The organism is Streptomyces sp. N50 (assembly GCF_033335955.1).
Lineage (GTDB): Bacteria > Actinomycetota > Actinomycetes > Streptomycetales > Streptomycetaceae > Streptomyces.
In genome coordinates this window covers 5,504,164-5,524,896 of sequence record NZ_CP137549.1, presented here as the reverse complement: position 1 = coordinate 5,524,896, position 20,733 = coordinate 5,504,164, and the positions used below count along the sequence as shown (strand labels likewise).

Here is a 20,733-nt window from a genome sequence, read left to right as displayed (position 1 = left end):
GGCGGCAATCAGGCGCCCAACCCTCCTAGCCTAAGCCATGGAGGGGTGGGCACCTGACCGTGCCCTCTGCTTACCGAGAGCTTCGGGAGTCCGGAATTACCGGACTACCAGGAGCTCTTGGTCACGCCCGGCAGCTCGCCACGGTGAGCCATCTCACGAAGGCACACGCGGCAGAGGCCGAACTTGCGGTACACGGAGTGCGGGCGGCCGCAGCGCTGGCAGCGGGTGTAGCCACGCACACCGAACTTGGGCTTACGAGCAGCCTTGGCAATCAGAGCCTTCTTCGCCATCTCGCTTACGCCTCCTTGAAGGGGAAGCCGAGGTGACGGAGAAGGCTACGGCCTTCGGCGTCGTTGGTCGCCGTGGTCACCACGGTGATGTCCATACCCCGGACGCGGTCGATCTTGTCCTGGTCGATCTCGTGGAACATGACCTGCTCGGTGAGACCGAAGGTGTAGTTGCCACGACCGTCGAACTGCTTGGGAGACAGACCACGGAAGTCGCGGATGCGCGGCAGCGCGAGCGACAGGGTGCGGTCCAGGAACTCCCACATGCGGTCGCCACGGAGCGTGACGTGGGCACCGATCGGCTGACCCTCGCGCAGCTTGAACTGCGCGATGGACTTGCGGGCCTTGGTGATGGCCGGCTTCTGACCGGTGATCGTGGTCAGGTCACGGACGGCACCGTCCATGAGCTTGGAGTCACGGGCGGCGTCGCCGACACCCATGTTCACCACGATCTTGACGAGGCCGGGGATCTGCATGACGTTCTCGTAGGAGAACTCCTCACGCAGCTTGCCCGCGATCTCCTCGCGGTACTTCGTCTTGAGACGCGGAGTGGTGGTGGTAGTCATCAGATGTCCTCACCCGTCCGCTTGGCAACGCGAACCTTGTTGCCCTCGTCGTCGAAGCGGTAGCCGACACGCGTGACGACCTTGTTGCCGTCCTTCTCAACGACCAGCTGGACGTTGGAGACGTGGATCGGCGCCTCGGTCGTGACGATGCCACCGGCCTGCGAACCCTTGGCGGTGGGGCCGGCCTTGGTGTGCTTCTTGACCCGGTTGACACCCTCGACCAGGACGCGCTCGTCGCGCGGGTAAGCGGCAATGACCTTGCCCTGCTTGCCCTTGTCCTTGCCGGTGATGACCTGAACCGTGTCACCCTTCTTGATCTTCATGCTTACAGCACCTCCGGAGCCAGCGAGATGATCTTCATGAACTTCTTCTCGCGCAGCTCGCGCCCGACCGGGCCGAAGATGCGGGTACCACGAGGGTCGCCGTCGTTCTTCAGAATGACGGCGGCGTTCTCGTCGAAGCGGATGTACGAGCCGTCCGGACGGCGGCGCTCCTTGACGGTGCGAACGATGACGGCCTTGACGACGTCACCCTTCTTCACGTTGCCACCGGGGATCGCGTCCTTGACGGTGGCGACGATGACGTCACCGATGCCCGCGTAGCGGCGACCGGAGCCACCGAGCACACGGATGCAAAGGATTTCCTTCGCACCAGTGTTGTCGGCGACACGCAGTCGCGACTCCTGCTGGATCACGTCTATCTCCTGATCGTCTGCCGGTTCCCCAAGGGCCGTTCAGTGAACGGCCCTTGGAGCCTGGCGGAACTGTCCTGCGAGGTTGCTCGCAGGAATTACTTGGCCTTCTCGAGGATCTCGACGATGCGCCAGCGCTTCGTCGCGGACAGCGGACGCGTCTCCATGAGGAGGACGCGGTCGCCGACGCCTGCGGCGTTCTGCTCGTCGTGGGCCTTGAGCTTGTTCGTACGGCGGATGACCTTGCCGTACAGCGCGTGCTTCACGCGGTCCTCGACGGCGACGACGACGGTCTTGTCCATCTTGTCGCTGACGACGAGACCCTCACGGGTCTTGCGGAAGCCGCGGCTCGCGGTCTGCTCTTCAGTCACGTTGCTCTCGCTCATCAGGCGCTCTCCACCGTCTCGATGCCCAGCTCGCGCTCACGCATCAGGGTGTAGATCCGCGCGATGTCCTTCCGGACGGCCTTGAGCCGACCGTGGTTCTCGAGCTGACCGGTCGCCGCCTGGAAGCGGAGGTTGAACAGCTCTTCCTTGGCTTCGCGGAGCTTCGCGAGAAGCTCCTCGTCACCCAGTTCGCGCAGCTCGGACGCCTTGGTACCGGCCGACATCACGCTTCACCTGCCTCGCGCTTGACGATCCGGCACTTCATCGGCAGCTTGTGCGCTGCGCGAGTGAGGGCCTCACGGGCGATCTTCTCGTTGGGGTAGGACAGCTCGAACATGACCCGGCCCGGGTGCACGTTCGCGATCCACCACTCGGGAGAACCCTTACCGGAACCCATGCGGGTCTCGGCAGGCTTCTTCGTGAGCGGGCGGTCCGGGTAGATGTTGATCCAGACCTTGCCGCCACGCTTGATGTGGCGGGTCATGGCGATACGGGCGGCCTCGATCTGGCGGTTCGTCACGTACGCCGGCGTGAGGGCCTGAATGCCGTACTCGCCGAACGAAACCTGCGTACCGCCCTTGGCCTGACCACGACGCTTGGGGTGGTGCTGCTTGCGGTGCTTGACCCTACGGGGGATCAGCATGTCGGTCAGGCCTCCGTTCCACCGGTAGAAGAGGGCGCGGCCTCGACCGGAGCGGCAGCCGCCGGAGCCTCGGCCTTGGGGGCCTCGGCAGCGGAAGCGGCCTGCTGCGGCTTGCGGCCGCGGCCACCACGCTCGCCACCGCGGCCACCGCCGCGGGCCGGGCGGTCGCCGCCCGGGCCGCCACCGCGAGCCGGGCGGTTACCCGCACGGGCAGCGGCGTTCTCGGCGCGGACCTCGGCGATGTTCTTGACGTCGCCCTTGTAGATCCAGACCTTCACACCGATACGGCCGAAGGTCGTCTTGGCCTCGAAGAAGCCGTAGTCGACGTTCGCGCGGAGCGTGTGCAGGGGCACGCGGCCCTCGCGGTAGAACTCCGAGCGGGACATCTCGGCGCCGCCGAGGCGGCCACCGCACTGGATCTTGATGCCCTTGGCGCCGGCCTTCATCGCCGACTGCATGCTCTTACGCATGGCGCGGCGGAAGGAGACGCGGGAGGAGAGCTGCTCGGCGACGGCCTGGGCAACCAGCTGAGCGTCCGTCTCGGGGTTCTTGACCTCGAGGATGTTCAGCTGGACCTGCTTGCCCGTGAGCTTCTCGAGGTCGCCGCGGATGCGGTCGGCCTCGGCGCCACGGCGGCCGATGACGATGCCCGGACGAGCGGTGTGGATGTCCACACGCACGCGGTCACGGGTGCGCTCGATCTCCACCTTCGAGATGCCGGCGCGCTCCATGCCGGACGTCATCATCCGACGGATGGCGACGTCTTCCTTGACGTAGTCCTTGTACAGCTTGTCGGCGTACCACCGGGACTTGAAGTCCGTGGTGATGCCGAGCCGGAACCCGTGCGGGTTAACCTTCTGGCCCATTACCGGGTTCCTTCCTTGCTGCTGACGACCACGGTGATGTGGCTGGTCCGCTTGCGGATCCGGTAGGCGCGGCCCTGGGCACGCGGCCGGAACCGCTTCAGGGTCGGACCCTCGTCGACGTACGCCTCGGAAATGACGAGGCTGCCGGCGTCGGTGTGGTCGTAGTTGTGTGCGGCGTTGGCAATGGCGCTGTCCAGCACCTTGCCGACCGGCACGCTCGCGGCCTGCGGGGCGAAACGCAGGACCGCCTGAGCCTCCGTGGCGTCCATGCCACGGATGAGGTCCACCACGCGGCGGGCCTTCATGGGCGTGACGCGGATGTACCGCGCCTGGGCCCTGGCTTCCATGGTTGTCCCTTCAGTGTTTGTCATGGTCGGTCGCCCCGCGCTAGCGGCGCTTCGACTTCCGGTCGTCCTTGACGTGACCCCGGAAGGTGCGCGTCGGCGAGAACTCGCCGAGCTTGTGGCCGACCATCGACTCGGTGACAAACACCGGGATGTGGGTCTTGCCGTTGTGCACCGCGATCGTGTGGCCGAGCATGGCCGGGACGATCATCGAGCGGCGGGACCAGGTCTTGATGACGTTCTTGGAGCCGGCCTCGTTCTGTACGTCCACCTTCTTGATGAGGTGGCCGTCGACGAAGGGCCCCTTCTTGAGACTGCGCGGCATCTAAACCCGCTCCTAGCGCTTCTTGTTCGTCTTGCGGCGGCGGACGATGTACTTGCTCGATGCCTTCTTCGGCGAGCGAGTACGACCCTCCTTCTGACCCCACGGGCTGACCGGGTGGCGACCACCGGAGGTCTTGCCCTCACCACCACCGTGCGGGTGGTCGACCGGGTTCATCGCAACACCGCGGACGGACGGGCGGACGCCCAGCCACCGCTTGCGGCCTGCCTTGCCCCAGTTGATGTTGCTCTGCTCGGCGTTGCCGACCTCGCCGACCGTGGCGCGGCAGCGCTGGTCGACCAGGCGGATCTCGCCGGAGGGCATACGAAGGTGGGCCATCGTGCCCTCCTTCGCGAGCAGCTGCACCGAGGCACCGGCGGAGCGGGCGAACTTGGCGCCGCCACCGGGACGGAGCTCGATCGCGTGGATCGTGGTACCGACCGGGATGTTGCGGAGCGCCAGGTTGTTGCCCGGCTTGATGTCGGCCCCGGGACCGTTCTCGACGCGGTCACCCTGCTGCAGGTTGCGCGGGGCGAGGATGTAGCGCTTCTCGCCGTCCGCGTAGTGCAGCAGCGCGATGCGCGCGGTGCGGTTGGGGTCGTACTCGATGTGCGCGACCTTCGCCGGCACGCCGTCCTTGTCATGGCGACGGAAGTCGATGACGCGGTAGGCGCGCTTGTGTCCGCCACCCTGGTGGCGAACGGTCACACGACCGGAATTGTTACGGCCGCCCTTGCTGTGCAGCGGGCGAACCAGCGACTTCTCCGGCGTGGACCGCGTGACCTCGACGAAGTCGGCGACGCTGGAGCCACGGCGGCCCGGCGTAGTCGGCTTGTACTTGCGGATTCCCATTGTCTCTCAGTCCTCGGAACTTTCCCGATTATCTGGACGCTCCGACCCGCTTACGCGGCCGGACCGCCGAAGATGTCGATACGGTCGCCCTCAGCGAGGGTCACGATCGCGCGCTTGGAGCCCGCGCGCTGACCGAAACCGGTCTTGGTGCGCTTGCGCTTGCCCTGGCGGTTGATCGTGTTGACCCCGGTGACCTTGACCGAGAAGACCGCCTGGACGGCCTGCTTGATCTGGGTCTTGTTGGCGCCCGGGGCCACGATGAAGGTGTACTTGCCCTCGTCGAGGAGCGCGTAGCTCTTCTCCGAGACAACCGGCTTCAGCAGCACGTCACGGGGGTCCGTGAACGACTTGCTGATCGGCGTCTCGACGGTGTTCTTGCCCTCGGTCTCGTGCCGCTTCGCCTTGGCGATGCGGGCGACCTTCTTGGCCTTGGCGGCCTTCGAGGCGATGCTCGGGTGACGCGTAGCCATCAGGCTTCGCTCCCTTCGGTGTCAGCGGCCTGGGGGCCAGACACGAAGGACTCGAAAGCGGCCTGGGTGAAGACCACGTCGTCCGAGACGAGAACGTCGTACGTGTTCAGCTGGCCCGGCTCCAGGATGTGGACCTGGGGCAGGTTGCGCGCGGAAAGCAGCGCGGCCTCGTCGGAGCGCTCGATGACCAGGAGCACGTTCTTGCGCTCGCTGACCTTGCCGAGGAAGCTCTTGGCGGCCTTGGTGGAGGGGGTCTCGCCCTCGATCACGCCGGTGATGACGTGGATGCGAGCGTTGCGGGCCCCGGTCGGTGAGGGCGTGGCGCAGGGCCGCGGCCTTCATCTTCTTCGGGGTCCGCTGCGAGTAGTCGCGCGGCGTCGGGCCGTGCACGACGCCACCGCCGGCGAACTGCGGGGCGCGGGTCGAACCCTGACGGGCGCGGCCGGTGCCCTTCTGGCGGTACGGCTTCTTACCACCACCGCGGACCTCGCCACGACGCTTGACCTTGTGCGTGCCCTGACGGGCGGCGGCCAGCTGTGCGACGACGACCTGGTGAAGCAGCGGAATGCTGATCTTCTCTACGTCGAAGATCTCGGCCGGGAGCTCAACGGTCCCGGCGGTGTCGCCGGAGGGCGACAGAATGTCAATGGTGCTCATAGTGTCCTCAGGCCCCCTTGGCGGCGGTACGGACCAGGACGAGGCCGCCGTTCGGACCAGGGATGGCTCCCTTGATGAGGAGCAGTCCCTTCTCCGCGTCAACAGCGTGAACGGTCAGGTTCTGGGTGGTGACCCGCTCGTTGCCCATGCGGCCCGCCATGCGGACGCCCTTGAACACACGACCCGGGGTGGCACAGCCACCGATGGAGCCGGGCGAGCGGTGCTTGCGCTGGACACCGTGACCGGCGCCGAGGCCACGGAAGTTGTGGCGCTTCATGACACCGGCGAAGCCCTTGCCCTTGCTCTTGCCGGTCACGTCGACCTTGACGCCGGCCTCGAACACCTCAGCGGTGATCTCCTGGCCGAGCGTGTACTCGGAGGCGCCCGCGGTGCGGATCTCGACGAGGTGGCGACGCGGCGTGACATCGGCCTTGGCGAAGTGGCCCTTGAGGGGCTTGTTCACCTTGCGCGGGTCGATCTCGCCGAAGGCGATCTGGACCGACTCGTAGCCGTCACTGTCGTTCGTACGGACCTGGGTCACGACGTTCGGGCCGGCCTTGACGACGGTGACCGGAACAACACGGTTGTTCTCGTCCCACACCTGCGTCATGCCGAGCTTCTCGCCCAGGATGCCCTTGATCTGCTTAGCCATCTTCAGCTCACCGGCCCCTAGAGCTTGATCTCGATGTCGACACCGGCCGGGAGGTCGAGTCGCATCAGAGAGTCAACGGTCTTGGGGGTGGGGTCGAGGATGTCGATCAGGCGCTTGTGCGTGCGCATCTCGAAGTGCTCGCGCGAGTCCTTGTACTTGTGCGGCGACTTGATGACGCAGTACACGTTCTTCTCAGTGGGCAGCGGCACCGGGCCCGCGACCGACGCACCAGTGCGCGTCACCGTCTCGACGATCTTCTTCGCCGAGGAGTCGATGACCTCGTGGTCGTAGGCCTTGAGCCGGATGCGGATCTTCTGTCCCGCCATGGCTACTCAGTAGTCCTGTCTCTAGTAACGCTCTGCACCCCGGCAAGCCCTTCTGCTCGCTTCACTCTTCGATTCCTCCGACCCACGCGGTCGGGTGTGTCGCGCTCTCACCGACACAGAAGTCCCATATACGGAACTTCCCTACTGGGAAAGCACGGCCCTTCCGGAACCGCAGGCCGAGGGCGAAGAAGCCCACCGGGTGCCTGGCCGGCGCCGCACTGACACTTCCCGAAAGATTCCCGTACGTCCGTCCCAGCGCTGCCGTGAGGCAGTTGGGACGACGAGTACCGTGGGACTCGCTTCCGGTCCTCCCGACGGGAGGCGCGCAGCATCAACACTCGACCGAGCAACTCGGACAGTCTGCCATATGGGGCAGGGGGCTGGCCAATCGGGGCGTAGAGATTACCCCTGGAGTGACGCAGGTCAAACACAGCCACGAAAGCCCCCCGGCAGGAGCAAGGCGTCCGCGAGGCCGGGCAGGATCATTCCGCGCAGGTCATGCCCCTCGGCACCGCCACGAGTCCGACGTACGCCTGCCGGGCACTCCGCGGCCAAGGCCTGTCAGGCGGATCAGGGCGCGCGGGAACGACGACAACGCGACACATCCGCGTACCGCACCTCGCGCCTGCGACATGGCCCGCCGACCGGTCCTAGATCCTCCCCGCGAGAGCCATGACACCCATCCAGCCCATGCAGATCCCGCACGCGACGAGCAGCGGCAGCCACCTCTGGGCGCGCCGGGCCCGGACGACCAACCACACCCCGACCGCAACCACCGCGAGCCCCATGACGGCCGCGATCACCTGAGGACCGCCGGGCGCCTCCCCCTGGCCTGTCACGGCCCGACGGAGGACCGCCAGCAGGCCCACGGCGAGCAGTGTCACGAAGATGCAGGTGAGACCGGTGAACAGGCTCCGACCTCGGTCGTCGACCGCAGCCAACGTATCCGTGCCGTCGCCGAGGTGGACTCCTTCGTCGGGGTTTGCCCGGTTCTCACGGTTCATCACGGCGTGCACCCTACCGGGATTGACAGCCCTGTTTGCTCATTACTTCCGGCGAATCGCGAAACGTACGCACCCACGCGGGAGTTGGCAGTGCAGGCAACCCGGCCGCGAGCACGGAAGGCACGAAGTGAATCTCCGAGTCAGTCCCTGGGACCTCAGCGGATACGCGAGGCAGATCAGCCGCGCGGCGCACGACGCGGCGGACTTCAAAAGCCACTGCACCCGGTACACCGGTATCAGCGTCTCGGGCCAGGGCGTGCTGAACCTCTTCCTGACCACGCACACGTCGACGGTCGAGACGGTCAACCGGGCAATGGACAGACTGCAAGAGGTCCTGAGAGCGGCGAGCTCGGAACTGGAACGCAACAAGAAGTACTACATGCACACAGACCTGGCTGTAGCAGCGCGCGTCGACGCGGCCTACCCCCTCGTGAAGCGCCCGGTCGAATAGGTCCGTGTCCGACTTCATCGACGTCACAGAACCAACGAGTCTGCTCAGGGCTCCGGCCACACCGAGTGAGTACTCCCAGGGACCGATCCTCGACATCTTCAACAACTGTGGCGACCTGGCGGGCCCGACGTACTGGGTCATGGAGGCGTGCGACGCGGTCTTCGGCTTCAATCCGCTGGACGAAGTGATCCAGTGGTTCGCCGGCGACTGGGAGTCGTTCGCCAAGTGCGGTGATGTCTGGGACCAGTTGGGCAGAGCCGTCGAGGCGGTCTCCGGCAACGTCAGGTCCGGCAACAAGACCCTCGACTCCACGTGGAACGGGCGTGCCGCCGACGCGGCGTACACCTATTTCCACACCTGCGCGGCGAAACTCGAAGAGATCAGGGACGAGTTCGGCAAGCTGAGGACCGAGTACGACCACCTGGCCCACTCGGCCTATTCCACGGCCGAGGCCATCAACGGATTTCTGAGCGGCATCATCGACGGCCTGTTGATCACAGCCGTCGAGATGGCGGCCGGGACCGCGCTGTCGTGGACCGGCGCCGGCGCGGCGGTGGGCTACGGCCTCGCGGCACTGGAGATCGCCAACATGCTCCGCCTCTGGGGCCAGGCAACCGAGGCCATCGGCAACGTCCAGGGCATCGTGAACGGCGCCGTGGGTGCGGTGGAGACCATCGGCGCGGCCCTCTACGGAACGATCTCCGAGTTCACGAAGATCGGCGAGTACGACCACCCGAGCCCGGCGATCTGACACCGCGCCCAGCACCCAGCACCCGACAACTGGCCCCACGCTACGAGGAGGACGCGCATGCCCGACGAACTACGCATCGGCGACGCGGACTTGATGAACATCACCGGCGGCGACCAGGCCCGCGCCCGGTCACTTCGCAAGGCCCTTCAGAAACTCGCCGCCGACCGTGCCCCCGACGATCCGCTGCGCGAGATGGCCCGCGAGGTCCTCAGCGGCCGGACGGGCCTGCGCGAGGCCGCCCGGGTCTCCGCGTACGCGGAGGCACTGGGTGACCGCATGGTTCAGGGCTTCCGCGAGTACGACCGCCTCTCCCCCGGCGAACGCGCGAACCAGGAGGCGGCGGCACGGGCGTACCTGGCGGAACAGGCGGCAGAGATCGAGGAGGAGCGCTCGGCTCAAGGAGCTTCCTGATGCGTACGAGGAGTGGCGGTGACTGAACGGAGGCCCGGGGGGTTTCCCTCACCCCGATGCTCGGGTGTGCCGGATGGCAGGGGCGGCGGTCGGTCGGTCAGGGTTGTAAGACATGCAGGTCATGCAGGTCATGCAGGTCACGCAGGCCGGACCGCCGCACCACGGGGAGAACAGAACGTGCGTACCGCCACCGCTACCGCCACCGTCATCGCCCTGACCCTCGCCGCGGGCATCGCCGCCCCGGCCGCGTCCGCCGCCGGCACCGATCACACCGCCGCCGGCCTGTGGCGCATGGACGGCTACGGCACGGTCGTCGCCCTCACCCACGGCACGTACCAGGAGTACCAGACCACCGCCGTGAGCTGCCTCAAGGGCGATACGGCCCGGCGGACGGGCCCGGGGACGTACACGGTGAACGGCGACGTCCTGACGGTCCGCCTGGGCAAGGACAAGAACCACGCGTCGGTGGCGACGGCGAGTTCGGCGGGCCACAAGCAACTCCACCGCATCGGGTCCCTGCCGCCGACCTGCACGAAGCATCTACCGACGGACCCCGTCACCTCCTTCGACGTCTTCTGGCAGTCCTTCGAGGAGAACTACCCCTTCTTCGCGGCGAAGGGCGTCGACTGGCGGGCGGTGCGGGCCGAGTACCGTCCGCGGGTCCACGCGAACACGAGCAGGGCGGAACTGTTCGACATCTTCAGCGCGATGGTGCGCCCGCTGCACGACGCGCATGTCGTGGTCCAGGACGGCGGCCACACGTTCGCCACGGGCCGCCCCGGCACGGAACCGCCGAGCCCCGAACTGGACGCCAGGGCAAAGAAGTTCATCGAACAGCACGACCTGACGGGCGCGACGTACCACCGGGACTTCGCCAACGGCCGCATCACGTACGCGGATCTACGGGGTGACAGCCAGCTGGGCTACCTGCGCATCTCGGGCTTCGGCGGCTACCTGCCGCAGGAGAACGCCTCGTACGCGTCCCAACTGGCCGAGCTGGACCGGGCGTTGGACACCATCCTCACGTCGAAACGGGTGGGGTCGCTGCACGGCCTGATCATCGACCTCCGGATCAACGGCGGCGGCTCCGACGCGATGGGCCTCCACATCGCGTCCCGCCTGACGGACACCCCGTACACCGCCTACGCGAAGCGAGCCCGCAACGACCCGGGGAACCCGGCCCACCACACCCACCCCGAACCGATCCCGGTGCTCCCGGCCCACTCCCGCCGCTACACCGGCCCGATCGCGATCCTGACCGGCGGTTCGACGGTGAGCGCGGGCGAGACCTTCACCCAGGCCCTGATGAACCGCCCCGGCAGGACGATCCGCATCGGCCAGCCCACCCAGGGCGTCTTCTCGGACACCCTGACCCGCCACCTGCCGAACGGCATGGCGGCCTGGCTCCCGAACGAGGAGTTCCTGACCCACTCGGGCCACACGTTCGACGGGACGGGGATTCCGCCGCAGGTACGGGTGCCGGTGTTCACGGAGGAGGAGTTCGCGGAGGGGCGGGATTCCGGGTTCGCGGGGGCGGTGGGGGTGTTGGGTGGACGGGCGACGCAGGTGAGCCCTCAGAAGCGTTCGACCTCTTCACCGTCCGGGACCTTGTAGCAGCCGGACACGAGGGTCAGGCTCAGCTTCGGCGGGTCGTTCTTCGACATTTGAACGATGTTTACGCCGACCTTCTTCTCGTCATTGTCAGCCGTCAGGTTGATGTTCTTGTTCTTGCTGGTGTCCGGACCGTATTCAACGATCTTCCACCCGTGCTTGGGCAGCTCTTTCTTCAGCCGCTCCATCGCTTCGTCGAGGTCACTCGCCGAAGTGGGGTAGAAGCTCCACGGGTGGAAGATCGTGAAGTACGTCTTCGTGTCCTTCCCCGAGCAGTCCTTGACTCCCGGGCGACTGTTGGACGCCTTCCCCTTGACGCCGATCAGATCGTAGATACCGCTGGACACCTTTTCCATCGCGTCGGAGGCGTCACGTGACGTGCTCGTACCAGCGGACGGAGTTTTGTCGGCGGATTCTTTGTCAGTCATGCTGCATCCCGTGAGGGTAGTGAGTGCGAGGGGTACGGCGAGCACCAGCGCGCTCGGTTTGGTCTTCACGTCAGGGAGCCTTACTTCGTCGGGCTGAGTCGGGGGGGTTCCTACCTCATGTGGGACCACGGATCGGGCGGCGGCTTCAGCGCCACGTCATCGCTCTTCCCGACGACGACAAGGGCCTGGTTCCTCAGACTCTTCGAGTTCTCATCCCAATAACCGCTGTGGCCCTCGGTGTCGGTAGTCATCTGGTTGGCGCCGAATTCCGGATCGCTGGGGATGACGAAGCGGTGCCCGCCGTGGCCCCAACGGCCGAGATCCGGCACCACGTCTCCGTCGGCCTCCTCGTTCCACACATGCCCCTTGGGCACGTCCATCTCATCGGCGCCGGACACCTTGACGCCGGGGCTACCGGCGAAGACGACGTCATCGGCGTTGAGATGCCCCGTCTCGGCCGCCGCGCCGACCAGGGTCGTTCCGTACGAGTGCGCGATCACGGTGGTGTGCGCCGGCGAATCTCCGGAATGTGACGTGTCAAGACCGTCCATGAAATTACGAAAAGCCGGAGCGCCGTCGTACGCATAGTGCTCGAACGGTGCGTCCTTCACCACGCTGTCCGGTGCGTCGTAGCCGAGCCAGGTGATCGTGGAGACAGCTTTCCCATCGGCCTCGTCATTGGCCGCGTGCCAGACATTGGCCATTCGGTTCATGTTGCCTTCGATATTTCCCAGCTCCGCCGTCGTACCCGGAACATAAACCGCCGTGTGATCCGCGGTGTCCGGGTTTCCGTTGGCGACGATCGCGCGGCCGTCTCCTTCGGTGCTGAATCCCAGGAGGTACGCGTCGGGAAGTCCGTTCGTGCCGGTCGCGTCGAAACGCTTCTGGATCGCATCCATGCCGTCGAGGGATTTACTGGCGGACTTTCTGGACTCTTCCCAGTCCTTCCACTCCTGAGTCTCCACGCTGATGCTCTTCATGATGGTCCCGGTGTAGGGATCGATGTAGGGCTGATAGCGCGGCGAGGGTTCGGGGTGCTGCTTCAGCCAGGTGTCGTACTCGCCCTGCGCGACACCGTGCGCCTCGGCGAGCACGATCCGGTTCGCCTCGTCCCGGACCGTGGCGGGCAGCCCGTCGATCGCGCCCACGCTGTCGGGGCGCATGGAGATCCACGCGGACTGCTCCTCCGCGGTGAGCCCCTTCCACCACTCCGCGTTGTCCTTCGTACTGCCGTTCCCGGGCGGCTGGGGCAGCGAGTCGAGGTACTTCTTGCCGGCCTCGGTCACGCCCTTCGTGTCCGAGGACGCGTCGGCCCAGTCCTTGTCGGACACGGTCAGATCGTCGTCGGCCTTCAACGCCCTCAGTTTCGGGGCCCACTTGTCGTCCGCCTCCGTGGCTTCCTTGAGGGCACCGGCGATCTGGTCCGCGTAGTCCTGCGCGAGACGGTGCTGGGGATTGGGGTCGAAGTCGGCCGCCTGGCGACCGATCGCGGAGGCCGTGCCGTCCGTGAGGCCGCTCACCGTGCCGCCATCGGGGATCTTGCCGTCCTGGTCCTTCTCCCCCGCCGGCGGATAGGTGATCGAACCGTCGGCGTTCACGGTGAGCTTCGCCGCCCGCGCGCCTTCGAGCGCCGCGTCGAGCTTGCTCTTGGCCGCTCCCACCTCGTACGAGAACGCATCGAGCGCCGTACCGACAAGACCGCACTCGACCTGGATGTAGTGGAAGTTCTTGCCCAGCTCCATCAGCTGTCCGACCGCCGCGGTCGCGGCCTCGCCCTTCAGCGAGTTCCGCATGGCCACGGCGATCTGGTTCTCGATACGGTCCTTGGCCGCGCTCGCCATGTCGGAGGTGCTGCGGTATCCGCCGGCCGCCTCCGCGTACTCGGTCGGCTTCAGGGCCTTGAGTGTCGCGAGATCCATGACGACTCGTTACCGCCCCTTGTCCTGGCCGCCGACAGCCTGGGTGTCCGCGTACTCGACCGCCAGGTTGCCCAGCTCGACCTCGACCGCCTCATCGGTCTTCAGCTGCTCGTTGCCCGCCTTCTCCAGCAGCCCCGAGAGCTTCCCGCACCGCGCGCCGACGCTCTTGACGTAGGCCTCCCACGAGCCGTGGACCTCCTTCTGAGCCGCCGCGGTCACACAGCCGGAGTCGTCGCCGAGACCTTTCTGCCCGTCCGTCAGCTTCCCGACCGCCTTGCCGATGTCCTCACGGAGCGAACCGACGTCCTCCCCCGCCTTGGCCCAGTCGCGTCGGTTCGACACCAACTGGCCGCCGGAACCACCCGGGTCCATCGGTACGTGGTTCAGCTGCATCCGGGCGGAACTCCGTTCAGCCGCCGCGGTTTTGAGCTGCTCCCACTCCTCCCACGCCATGCGTGGTCCCTCCCCGTGTCACTTGGCCTGCCACCGAGCGGATACGAACACGCGCTCGCGTCACTCGACGTTCGGAAACGTACCGTAGCCACCCCGCACCACTCGCCTCATCCGTATCGGCCACCACGGCGTATGAGTATCCGTACTCAGCCGGAACCAGTGCCCTGGTCAGACGGGCCGGCGCGGAACCGGAGGCCGCGCGGTGGATGTCCGACGCCTGCGGACGGCGGCCACCGCGATCACGGCACCAAGGACCACGACAACACCTGTGCCCAGGCCGGTCCAGAGGGCAGTGCCCCCGTCCTCGTGGGAGGAGACTTCCGTCGCCCCGTTCGCCTCCTTGGCCTCAACGGCGGAACCCTTGGGGGCCGTAGCGCCGGGAGACCGCGGCGCCGAGGCCTGGAGGTCCGGGAGCGGGTAGGTGCCGGCTGCCCCCGGATCACCGGCATCCTGAAGCGCGACCCGCGGCCGGACGATGCCGTACCCGATCGAGTCGTTGCGCTTCGCGCCGTCCGTCGGGGCGCCGATCGTGTCGAGCAGGACGCGGAGGACCTGGTTGTTGGTCCAGGTGGGGTGCTTGGACCAGATCAGGGCGGCGGAGGCGGAGGCCAGGGCGGTGGCGTCACTGGTGCCATGGCTCTTGCAGAGGCCCGTCGCGCCGCCGCAGGCATGGACCATGTCCTCGCCCGGGGCCGCCATGTCGACCTGCGGGCCGGATGCGGATTCGGCGGTCCCACGGAGGTCCCTGCCCACCGCCGCCACTCCGACCACGCCGGGCGTTGCCGCCGGATACTCGACCGGGTCGCCCTTGTCCCCGTCATTTCCTACGGCCGCGAAGACGAGCGAGCCGTGGTCCAGGGCGTATCTCACCGCGGCCGTCAGCTGCGGGCTGTCGAGACGCCCGCCCATGGAAATGTTGATGACCTCGGCTCCGGCGTCCGCCGCGTAACGGATCGCCTCGCTGAAGTAGGAGGGCCCGGCGAAGCCATTGGTATCGCTGTCCGCGGGCATGCGGACGGGAAGGATCTTGGCCCCTGGAGCGAGACCGAACGCGCCGTTACCCCCGTCGTAGGCGCCGGTTCCCGCGATGAGTCCGGCCATCCCCGTGCCATGGCCGTCGTAGTCCGTGTGCTCGTCACCGGAGCGGCTCGGCGGCGCGAGGTCCTTGCCGTCGAGCACCCGCCCCTTCAAGTCCGGGTTGTCCGGGTCGACTCCGGTGTCGATCACGGCGACCGTGATGCCCTTGCCCGTACTCGTTCGCCACATCTCCTCCGCGTGCATGGCGTCCAGGTGCCACTGTCGGGAGCGGGTGGAGGCGGCGTGGACCGGAGTGGCCGTAGCGCCGAGGAGCAGAAGGCCCGTCACGGCTGAGGCCACGGCGCCGGACGCCGTGCGCCAGGTGTTCCTCGTGGACATGTGCTTCCTCTCGTGGCCCTGGCCTCAGCCGGAGGGCGGTGGTTCGCCACGGCGGCGAGCCCGCTGTTCCTGTTTCCCCTGTCCCGTACGACCGCTCGGCCGGGCGGCCCCGCCGGGCACTCCACCCCGGGGACCGCGCTCGGTGGGCGTACCGCCGGAGATGCCTCCTCGCGTCGGGGCGGACGGTACCGGTGCGTCAGGGCGAGCCGGAGCACGGGCTGTCCGCTGCGGAGTGCGGCCGACGACACCGTTCGACGGTGCGGGGAAGGAACGCCCGGCCACCGGAGCGGCCGTCGCTTGCCTCCCAGGCTCCGCGACCGGCATCCGGCCTGCCGGACCCCGGCTTCCCGCCCGCTCTCCACCGACGACCGTGCTGCCTGGCGGCCGTCCGGTCGATCCGCCGGTGGCGGGCGTTCCGGTCGGACGCCCACCGACGATTCCCGAGCCGGCCGGAACGCCACGGCCGGCGGGCATGCCCCCGCCGGGAGCGCTACGACCGGATGCCGCGCCGGAACCGCGCGGGTCGCGGTTGGCGACCGGACCCGCCTCGCCCGCGCCCCGGCCGATGACCGAACCGGTGCCCTGCCCGAGCGGACCGGACATACGTCCGCCGACAGCGGATCTGCCCGGCCCACCGGAGCCGATGCGCCCGCGCGAGGCAACTCCCGCGATCGGTGCGGCGATTCCGCCCGCTGGCGAGAACGCACCCGTCTCCGGACGGACCGGCGACGGCACCCCGCCCGTCGTACTCGTGGCGGTGTGAGGTGCATGAGGCAGAGAGGCCACCGAGTCGATCCCGACCTGCGCGGAGCGTTCCCTTCCCTCCAGGACCGGGCGATCGGCCGACGTCTGCCCGCCGATGATCGTCTTCACCCCGGACTGGTCCGGAGGAACGGCAGGCGAATGTGCGACACCGCCGGCCCCAACCGGACCGGACGCCGTGGCGCCCCCACTCACCCTGTGGGAACTCACGCCTTCGGAGCGAGCCAGATCTTCCGACGACCCATACCTCTCCGGCGGTCGGATCGCATCCGGCGGCGGCGGAAACACAGGCCGCTCCAACCCGTCCAGCTGTGTGGCCGACAGTCGGTAAGACTGGCCCAGCTTGAGCATCTGGGACGCGGCCTCCTGGCGGGTCTTCTCCTTGGCTGCGGCGATGGCGGCGAGTTCGGTCGCGGAGTTGGGGGTGACGGCCGTGGTGTCCGCGGTGTTGTGGGCCCGGGACGCCGCGTTCGGGTTCGCCTGGGCGTTCTTCGTGTCGCGCGGGATCGAGGCCTGTACGTGGGCGATCGCGTCGGAGGTCTGGCCCAGCCACTTCGCGGCGTCGTCGCTGAAGTCGCCCAGGCGCAGGGTGGAGTTGGCCAGGTCGCCGGCCCAGGTGCGGAATGCGTCGGCTCCCTCGCCCTTCCACTCCACGTACTGCGGGCGGACCTTGAGTTCCTCGCCGATCCTGCGGATCTCCTCGGCGGCGGCGGTGAGGCGGTCGGCGGCGAGCCGTACCGTGCCCGAGTTCGCCTGGTCGAGCCACGCGAGCATCTGCTCGTGGCTCATCTCCTCGAAGGACGTGCTGCCGGTTCCGGGTGCTGCGGCGGACATCAGATCGTGCCTCCCGCGTCGCCTCCGGGTGCGGCGGTGTGAGGCTTCTTCGGGAGCCGGGGGTCGTAGGCGCCGCCGTAGTGCGTCGTCGTCTCCGCGCTGATCGCGGTCATACGGTCGCGCAGGTCGAGGTCGATGTTCCGGTAGCCCTTGTGCGAGGCGAGCACCGCGATGTTCATGCCCTCCATCGAGTCGGAGAGCAGCTTCGAGAGCGTCTCCAGTTCACCGACCACCGTCTCGTACGCGGTGAACAGCCCCGCCGCCTCCGCCCATTGGGCACCACCGCCACCGAACTGATGCCGTACGAGCTTCTCCTGGCCGACCTTGCCCGGGCCGGCGTCCGAGCCCTTGAGGTCGCGGATCAGTTGGTCGACGCGTTTCCGGAACGCCGTGAAGGACGACAGTTCGGTGGCGACATCGGCGGCGCCCTTCACCGTGTTGAACGCACCGGACGCACCGGACGCCCACGGTCCACCGTCGCTCGGCAGCACACTGTCCTCCCCCGTGCGTTCCTCGACACCCCGGTACCACCGCCCACTTTAGCTACACCCTGTGACAGCGTGAACTCTCCCCGTAGTGTGAACGATCGGAATCGGTCGGTCAGTTGGGGGACGGGACCATCCCGATGAACAGGAGAAACGAGAACGCGACGATGCTGGGTGCGAGGACGGCGGACACTGCGCGCCGGGCGACGTTCTCCTCGGTCTGCGGCAGGCTCCAGCTGACGAGCAGCAGTACGAGGGAGGTGAGAAGCCCTATCTGGAGAAGCGTGAAGGCGGTGTCGAAGCTCCGGTCGAAGTGCGCGGCTTCCGCGCCGTTGCAGGAGTCGCAGGCCATGGGGGTGAGGCTGCCGATGATGTACGCGAAGAGGGCGGCGGGGACGGTGACGACCGACGCGATCAGCGGTCCGACCCATGTACCGCGTTCCGAAGTGCCCTGTGTGATCGACATGCCCTCAGCCAACTGCAGGGCGCGGGGCGGCACATGAGCGCTCGTACTCATTCCGGCATCGTCACTTGCACCCCAGGGTCTTGAGTGTCGCCGGGAAGTAGGCCCGCATGAACCTCTCGATGTCCTTGCGGTGGGTCTGGTCCATCAGGCTGATTTGGGGGACTTGGAGGGTGAGGGTGAAGTAGTCGCCGCCCTTGGTTTTGCAGGGGGTGGTGGAGATGGCTCCGTCGGTGCCGACGATTGTCTTGTAGGTGAAGTCGATCTCCCGTGGTTCCCTGATCCCCGAGATCGAACCAGTGTCCTTCGCCAGGTACATGAGATCGCTTGCCCTGTCATCCCAGGAGAACCGGAAATCGAGAACAGGATCGCGCCCAGAGAGCAGCACGCAGGGTGCGGTGATCGCCTCGGACCGATCAACTCGGGTGAACTCACTAAAATCTTCCGTGGACGTCAACAGCGGACGAGTGACCGCAGGATTGATGGGCGTCCCGCAAATAGCTCCCGGGAGTTCGTGACTACTGGAGGAGCTACAGGACATCGCGAGAACGGAAATCGTCAACACGGTCAGGAACTGGCGGACATTCACTTCAGCTGCTCTCCGGACATGCCAGTTGCCTGCGCAATTCCTTCTCGGGCCGACTTGTTGACCTCAACCTTGGGGTCGAAGTAGGAATCATCATCCGTATGATGGCTCTTCTTCCACTCTTCCGCGAGGGCCATCAGTTGGCCGTTCCTCTTGCTGTACGCCTGGACATTGGCGTTCGCCTGCTTTTCGTCCAACCTCCGCTGCTCATCAGCCAGCCACTCGTCTGTCACATAGTCGAACCCCGTCTGCACATCGCCACTCACCACAGGGATATAACTGATCGCCTTGTCGAAGAACGGCTTGGTCTCGAACTCGGCGACCTTCGGGTCCCCCGCAGCCTGCACCCGCGCCTCCTCCAGAAAACCGACGGTCCGACCAGCCCGGGTCAGGGAACCGGGCGAGTTCGAGCGGTCGTGATGAATATCCGAGACCAATGACTGGTTCATCCCACCGTTCAACACCCCATACGCCCCCTCATCCTTGGACACCTGCTTGGCAACCTCGAAAAGCTGATGCTGATCCAAGGGCGAATGGCCGACATCCACCTCGCTCATCGCCGCATGCACAGTCCCCCCATGATTGACCAGCACGTTGGCCATCGGCTTCCGCAAGGACGGTGGGAAATCATCCCCCTTGTCCGCCAAATACGTGAGCGCCGACTTGAAAACCGCGTCATTCGTGGCCTGATCCCCATGACGCGCCCCACCCGGATCCGCAGGATCGATCCCCGTGGCCCCCGCCTGCAACGCCGCCCCGAATCCAGCCCGGTCGTCCCCGTCCAACCGGGGCACATAACGCCCGCCCTTCGAAACCCCCTCGTCGTTCAGGGTGACATTCCAGTCCCGGTCCTTCATGAGGTATTTCATGTGGGCGTCGGAATGCAGATAACGCGCGGACTCCGCAGGGTCACGGCTCATGATGCCGAGCATGCCGTCGACGGGATCGTTGGCGAACCAACCCCCGCTCGCCCCGGCGTACGTGCCCTTCACCCGCCAGATCCCTGGGTGCTTCTTCTCCGCCGCGATCATGTCGTCGGTGAGGTCCTCGACCATCCCCGACGAGTACCCGTGGCCCTTCTGCATCAGCGTGACGAGGGACTGGTAGCCAACGGCCTTGTCCAGGTGAAGGCCCTGGGCGTCCGTGGCGTAGTGCGCCAAGCCCACTCGTCGCATCTCGGTGCGCCACTTCCCGTACCAGTGCGACTTCGTGTCCTTCGTCGCCGTGGCCAGGGTGTTCGCGAGGCCCGTCTCGATCGCCGAGTACGCACCCACGCCCGCGCCGCCCTGGACGTGGACGCGGTCGTTCAGTTCGTTCGTGAGCTTGAGCGTGCCGGTGGGGCCCAGGTCGTCCAGGACCATCCGCGAGAACCCCTCGTCCTCGCTGTTGTCCCGGAACGACCGTTGCAGTTCGGTGAGTTGAGCGTCCGTCAAATCGCCGCCCCTGCTCAGCTTCCGCAGGTACCGCTCCGTCTCCTCGGCCTCGTACGCCTCGATGTCGCCCATCGCCCTGCCGTTGAACCCCCGCCCGCCGGCCAGCAGTTCGGAGTCGATGACGACCGCCGCCAGCGCGACCCGGACACCCGTGTCCGCGTCCGTCACATCGCGGACCGCCTTGTTGATCCGGTCCTGCCACGGCTGTGCGGCCTGGGGTGCGGCGGGGGTGTCCGGCTGGTCCGAACTCGGGCTCACCACCCCCGAATCCGAGACCCGCATGCCGGCCCGGACCGCGTCCCACCGCGCCGCGACCACCCGGCCCCGCAGCTCCACGAACCGTTCGTGCGCGTCCCGCAGCAGCGCCGCGATCCCCTTGGCCTCCGTCTGCGCGTACTGGAACTCCTTGAGCGTGACGTCGAAGCGGGCGTTCGCCGCGTCGGCGCTGAGCCCCGTCCACGACGTGCCCACGGAGATGCCGTGCACATCCCGCCGGTACGCCGACTCCTGCTTCTCGAACTCGCCCGCCATGCCGTCCCAGCGCTCGGCCGCGGTGGTCAGCGCGGCGAGGTCGGTGGTCATGATCTCGTGATACGTCGGCATGCGCCCCGTTGCCCCAATAGTTCAGCTGGCCCAGCAACTCCACTGGCCCAGCAACTCCGCT

At 67.1% G+C, this 20,733-nt stretch carries 28 protein-coding genes and 1 pseudogene; 4 read left to right on the top strand and 25 right to left on the bottom strand.

The features are described 5' to 3' along the window. Positions 1 to 104: 104 nt before the first annotated feature. The 16 genes and pseudogenes from R2B38_RS24910 to R2B38_RS24835 form a co-directional block, all read right to left on the bottom strand. A complete protein-coding gene (locus tag R2B38_RS24910) occupies positions 105 to 290 on the bottom strand; it encodes a type Z 30S ribosomal protein S14 (protein ID WP_003948630.1) in 186 nt (61 codons plus the stop codon). A gap of 5 nt (positions 291 to 295) precedes the next feature. Then, the gene (rplE, locus tag R2B38_RS24905; RefSeq protein ID WP_033280020.1) at positions 296 to 853 is read right to left on the bottom strand and encodes a 50S ribosomal protein L5; all 558 of its coding nucleotides are present in this window, start codon (positions 851 to 853) and stop codon (positions 296 to 298) included. Further along, positions 853 to 1,176, bottom strand: coding sequence for a 50S ribosomal protein L24 (gene rplX, locus R2B38_RS24900; RefSeq protein ID WP_019072281.1), 324 nt, complete (start codon positions 1,174 to 1,176; stop codon positions 853 to 855). The genes rplE and rplX overlap by 1 nt, the downstream gene beginning before the upstream one ends. Positions 1,177 to 1,178: 2 nt before the next feature. Next, complete coding sequence (rplN, locus tag R2B38_RS24895; protein WP_003998823.1) at positions 1,179 to 1,547, bottom strand: 50S ribosomal protein L14; 369 nt, start codon at positions 1,545 to 1,547, stop codon at positions 1,179 to 1,181. A 95-nt stretch (positions 1,548 to 1,642) separates the two neighbouring features. Then, positions 1,643 to 1,930, bottom strand: a complete 288-nt coding sequence (gene rpsQ / locus R2B38_RS24890) for a 30S ribosomal protein S17 (protein ID WP_019072282.1) — start codon at positions 1,928 to 1,930, stop codon at positions 1,643 to 1,645. Beyond that, positions 1,930 to 2,154, bottom strand: a complete 225-nt coding sequence (gene rpmC, locus R2B38_RS24885) for a 50S ribosomal protein L29 (RefSeq protein WP_003998824.1) — start codon at positions 2,152 to 2,154, stop codon at positions 1,930 to 1,932. Before rpmC ends, rpsQ begins: the two co-directional genes overlap by 1 nt. Continuing rightward, on the bottom strand, positions 2,154 to 2,573 hold the full coding sequence (rplP, locus tag R2B38_RS24880; protein ID WP_010986348.1) for a 50S ribosomal protein L16: 420 nt from the start codon (positions 2,571 to 2,573) through the stop codon (positions 2,154 to 2,156). Before rplP ends, rpmC begins: the two co-directional genes overlap by 1 nt. 5 nt (positions 2,574 to 2,578) lie before the next feature. Continuing rightward, a complete protein-coding gene (rpsC, locus tag R2B38_RS24875) occupies positions 2,579 to 3,439 on the bottom strand; it encodes a 30S ribosomal protein S3 (protein ID WP_318018229.1) in 861 nt (286 codons plus the stop codon). Further along, positions 3,439 to 3,786 (bottom strand): 50S ribosomal protein L22, encoded by a 348-nt coding sequence (gene rplV, locus R2B38_RS24870; protein WP_006604878.1) that lies wholly within the window; start codon positions 3,784 to 3,786, stop codon positions 3,439 to 3,441. Before rplV ends, rpsC begins: the two co-directional genes overlap by 1 nt. Positions 3,787 to 3,826: 40 nt before the next feature. Next, a complete protein-coding gene (gene rpsS / locus R2B38_RS24865; protein WP_019055518.1) occupies positions 3,827 to 4,108 on the bottom strand; it encodes a 30S ribosomal protein S19 in 282 nt (93 codons plus the stop codon). 12 nt (positions 4,109 to 4,120) lie between these two features. After that, complete coding sequence (gene rplB / locus R2B38_RS24860) at positions 4,121 to 4,957, bottom strand: 50S ribosomal protein L2 (RefSeq protein ID WP_019055517.1); 837 nt, start codon at positions 4,955 to 4,957, stop codon at positions 4,121 to 4,123. A gap of 50 nt (positions 4,958 to 5,007) precedes the next feature. Then, positions 5,008 to 5,427: a 50S ribosomal protein L23 gene (gene rplW / locus R2B38_RS24855; RefSeq protein ID WP_200681734.1), complete on the bottom strand. Its 420-nt coding sequence runs from the start codon at positions 5,425 to 5,427 to the stop codon at positions 5,008 to 5,010. After that, a pseudogene (rplD, locus tag R2B38_RS24850) lies at positions 5,427 to 6,084 on the bottom strand (50S ribosomal protein L4). The gene rplW and the pseudogene rplD overlap by 1 nt, the downstream one beginning before the upstream one ends. A 7-nt stretch (positions 6,085 to 6,091) precedes the next feature. Continuing rightward, positions 6,092 to 6,736 (bottom strand): 50S ribosomal protein L3, encoded by a 645-nt coding sequence (gene rplC, locus R2B38_RS24845; protein ID WP_033280016.1) that lies wholly within the window; start codon positions 6,734 to 6,736, stop codon positions 6,092 to 6,094. A 17-nt stretch (positions 6,737 to 6,753) separates the two neighbouring features. Next, positions 6,754 to 7,062: a 30S ribosomal protein S10 gene (gene rpsJ / locus R2B38_RS24840; protein ID WP_003948644.1), complete on the bottom strand. Its 309-nt coding sequence runs from the start codon at positions 7,060 to 7,062 to the stop codon at positions 6,754 to 6,756. 650 nt (positions 7,063 to 7,712) lie between these two features. After that, positions 7,713 to 8,066: a hypothetical protein gene (locus R2B38_RS24835; protein ID WP_318018228.1), complete on the bottom strand. Its 354-nt coding sequence runs from the start codon at positions 8,064 to 8,066 to the stop codon at positions 7,713 to 7,715. A gap of 127 nt (positions 8,067 to 8,193) precedes the next feature. On the opposite strand from R2B38_RS24835, the gene R2B38_RS24830 reads away from it, so the two are divergent. The 4 genes from R2B38_RS24830 (at position 8,194) to R2B38_RS24815 (ending at position 11,293) form a co-directional block, all read left to right on the top strand. Then, a complete protein-coding gene (locus R2B38_RS24830; RefSeq protein ID WP_318018227.1) occupies positions 8,194 to 8,517 on the top strand; it encodes a hypothetical protein in 324 nt (107 codons plus the stop codon). Positions 8,518 to 8,521: 4 nt separating this feature from the next. Then, positions 8,522 to 9,268, top strand: coding sequence for a hypothetical protein (locus R2B38_RS24825; protein WP_318018226.1), 747 nt, complete (start codon positions 8,522 to 8,524; stop codon positions 9,266 to 9,268). A 57-nt stretch (positions 9,269 to 9,325) separates the two neighbouring features. Beyond that, entirely contained in the window at positions 9,326 to 9,679 is a 354-nt protein-coding gene (locus R2B38_RS24820) for a hypothetical protein (RefSeq protein ID WP_318018225.1), read from the top strand. 177 nt (positions 9,680 to 9,856) lie between these two features. After that, a complete protein-coding gene (locus R2B38_RS24815; RefSeq protein WP_318018224.1) occupies positions 9,857 to 11,293 on the top strand; it encodes a S41 family peptidase in 1,437 nt (478 codons plus the stop codon). Here the strand turns inward: R2B38_RS24815 and R2B38_RS24810 are convergent. From R2B38_RS24810 to R2B38_RS24770, 9 genes are all read right to left on the bottom strand, one after another. Next, complete coding sequence (locus R2B38_RS24810; protein WP_318018223.1) at positions 11,254 to 11,787, bottom strand: hypothetical protein; 534 nt, start codon at positions 11,785 to 11,787, stop codon at positions 11,254 to 11,256. The genes R2B38_RS24815 and R2B38_RS24810 overlap by 40 nt on opposite strands. 41 nt (positions 11,788 to 11,828) lie before the next feature. Next, a complete protein-coding gene (locus tag R2B38_RS24805; protein WP_318018222.1) occupies positions 11,829 to 13,637 on the bottom strand; it encodes an alpha/beta hydrolase in 1,809 nt (602 codons plus the stop codon). A gap of 9 nt (positions 13,638 to 13,646) precedes the next feature. Next, positions 13,647 to 14,090, bottom strand: a complete 444-nt coding sequence (locus tag R2B38_RS24800) for a hypothetical protein (RefSeq protein WP_318018221.1) — start codon at positions 14,088 to 14,090, stop codon at positions 13,647 to 13,649. Between the two features lie 168 nt (positions 14,091 to 14,258). Then, complete coding sequence (gene mycP, locus R2B38_RS24795) at positions 14,259 to 15,506, bottom strand: type VII secretion-associated serine protease mycosin (protein WP_318018220.1); 1,248 nt, start codon at positions 15,504 to 15,506, stop codon at positions 14,259 to 14,261. A gap of 24 nt (positions 15,507 to 15,530) precedes the next feature. Continuing rightward, complete coding sequence (locus tag R2B38_RS24790) at positions 15,531 to 17,102, bottom strand: translation initiation factor IF-2 (protein WP_318018219.1); 1,572 nt, start codon at positions 17,100 to 17,102, stop codon at positions 15,531 to 15,533. Then, on the bottom strand, positions 17,102 to 17,593 hold the full coding sequence (locus R2B38_RS24785) for a hypothetical protein (protein ID WP_318018218.1): 492 nt from the start codon (positions 17,591 to 17,593) through the stop codon (positions 17,102 to 17,104). The genes R2B38_RS24790 and R2B38_RS24785 overlap by 1 nt, the downstream gene beginning before the upstream one ends. 109 nt (positions 17,594 to 17,702) lie before the next feature. Further along, positions 17,703 to 18,104, bottom strand: a complete 402-nt coding sequence (locus R2B38_RS24780) for a hypothetical protein (RefSeq protein ID WP_318018217.1) — start codon at positions 18,102 to 18,104, stop codon at positions 17,703 to 17,705. A 10-nt stretch (positions 18,105 to 18,114) separates the two neighbouring features. Continuing rightward, the gene (locus R2B38_RS24775; RefSeq protein ID WP_318018216.1) at positions 18,115 to 18,639 is read right to left on the bottom strand and encodes a hypothetical protein; all 525 of its coding nucleotides are present in this window, start codon (positions 18,637 to 18,639) and stop codon (positions 18,115 to 18,117) included. Further along, the gene (locus R2B38_RS24770; RefSeq protein WP_318018215.1) at positions 18,636 to 20,651 is read right to left on the bottom strand and encodes a hypothetical protein; all 2,016 of its coding nucleotides are present in this window, start codon (positions 20,649 to 20,651) and stop codon (positions 18,636 to 18,638) included. Before R2B38_RS24770 ends, R2B38_RS24775 begins: the two co-directional genes overlap by 4 nt. Positions 20,652 to 20,733: the final 82 nt, after the last annotated feature.

Excerpts from the sequence above, each read along its gene's own strand:
- R2B38_RS24910 (WP_003948630.1), bottom strand. The coding sequence starts at position 290 with ATGGCGAAGAAGGCTCTGATTGCCAAGGCTGCTCGTAAGCCCAAGTTC.
- rplE (WP_033280020.1), bottom strand. The coding sequence starts at position 853 with ATGACTACCACCACCACTCCGCGTCTCAAGACGAAGTACCGCGAGGAG.
- rplX (WP_019072281.1), bottom strand. The coding sequence starts at position 1,176 with ATGAAGATCAAGAAGGGTGACACGGTTCAGGTCATCACCGGCAAGGAC.
- rpsQ (WP_019072282.1), bottom strand. The coding sequence starts at position 1,930 with ATGAGCGAGAGCAACGTGACTGAAGAGCAGACCGCGAGCCGCGGCTTC.
- rpmC (WP_003998824.1), bottom strand. The coding sequence starts at position 2,154 with ATGTCGGCCGGTACCAAGGCGTCCGAGCTGCGCGAACTGGGTGACGAG.
- rplP (WP_010986348.1), bottom strand. The coding sequence starts at position 2,573 with ATGCTGATCCCCCGTAGGGTCAAGCACCGCAAGCAGCACCACCCCAAG.
- rpsC (WP_318018229.1), bottom strand. The coding sequence starts at position 3,439 with ATGGGCCAGAAGGTTAACCCGCACGGGTTCCGGCTCGGCATCACCACG.
- rplV (WP_006604878.1), bottom strand. The coding sequence starts at position 3,786 with ATGGAAGCCAGGGCCCAGGCGCGGTACATCCGCGTCACGCCCATGAAG.
- rpsS (WP_019055518.1), bottom strand. The coding sequence starts at position 4,108 with ATGCCGCGCAGTCTCAAGAAGGGGCCCTTCGTCGACGGCCACCTCATC.
- rplB (WP_019055517.1), bottom strand. The coding sequence starts at position 4,957 with ATGGGAATCCGCAAGTACAAGCCGACTACGCCGGGCCGCCGTGGCTCC.
- rplW (WP_200681734.1), bottom strand. The coding sequence starts at position 5,427 with ATGGCTACGCGTCACCCGAGCATCGCCTCGAAGGCCGCCAAGGCCAAG.
- rplC (WP_033280016.1), bottom strand. The coding sequence starts at position 6,736 with ATGGCTAAGCAGATCAAGGGCATCCTGGGCGAGAAGCTCGGCATGACG.
- rpsJ (WP_003948644.1), bottom strand. The coding sequence starts at position 7,062 with ATGGCGGGACAGAAGATCCGCATCCGGCTCAAGGCCTACGACCACGAG.
- R2B38_RS24835 (WP_318018228.1), bottom strand. The coding sequence starts at position 8,066 with ATGAACCGTGAGAACCGGGCAAACCCCGACGAAGGAGTCCACCTCGGC.
- R2B38_RS24820 (WP_318018225.1), top strand. The coding sequence starts at position 9,326 with ATGCCCGACGAACTACGCATCGGCGACGCGGACTTGATGAACATCACC.
- R2B38_RS24805 (WP_318018222.1), bottom strand. The coding sequence starts at position 13,637 with ATGGATCTCGCGACACTCAAGGCCCTGAAGCCGACCGAGTACGCGGAG.
- R2B38_RS24800 (WP_318018221.1), bottom strand. The coding sequence starts at position 14,090 with ATGGCGTGGGAGGAGTGGGAGCAGCTCAAAACCGCGGCGGCTGAACGG.
- mycP (WP_318018220.1), bottom strand. The coding sequence starts at position 15,506 with ATGTCCACGAGGAACACCTGGCGCACGGCGTCCGGCGCCGTGGCCTCA.
- R2B38_RS24790 (WP_318018219.1), bottom strand. The coding sequence starts at position 17,102 with ATGTCCGCCGCAGCACCCGGAACCGGCAGCACGTCCTTCGAGGAGATG.
- R2B38_RS24780 (WP_318018217.1), bottom strand. The coding sequence starts at position 18,104 with ATGAGTACGAGCGCTCATGTGCCGCCCCGCGCCCTGCAGTTGGCTGAG.
- R2B38_RS24770 (WP_318018215.1), bottom strand. The coding sequence starts at position 20,651 with ATGACCACCGACCTCGCCGCGCTGACCACCGCGGCCGAGCGCTGGGAC.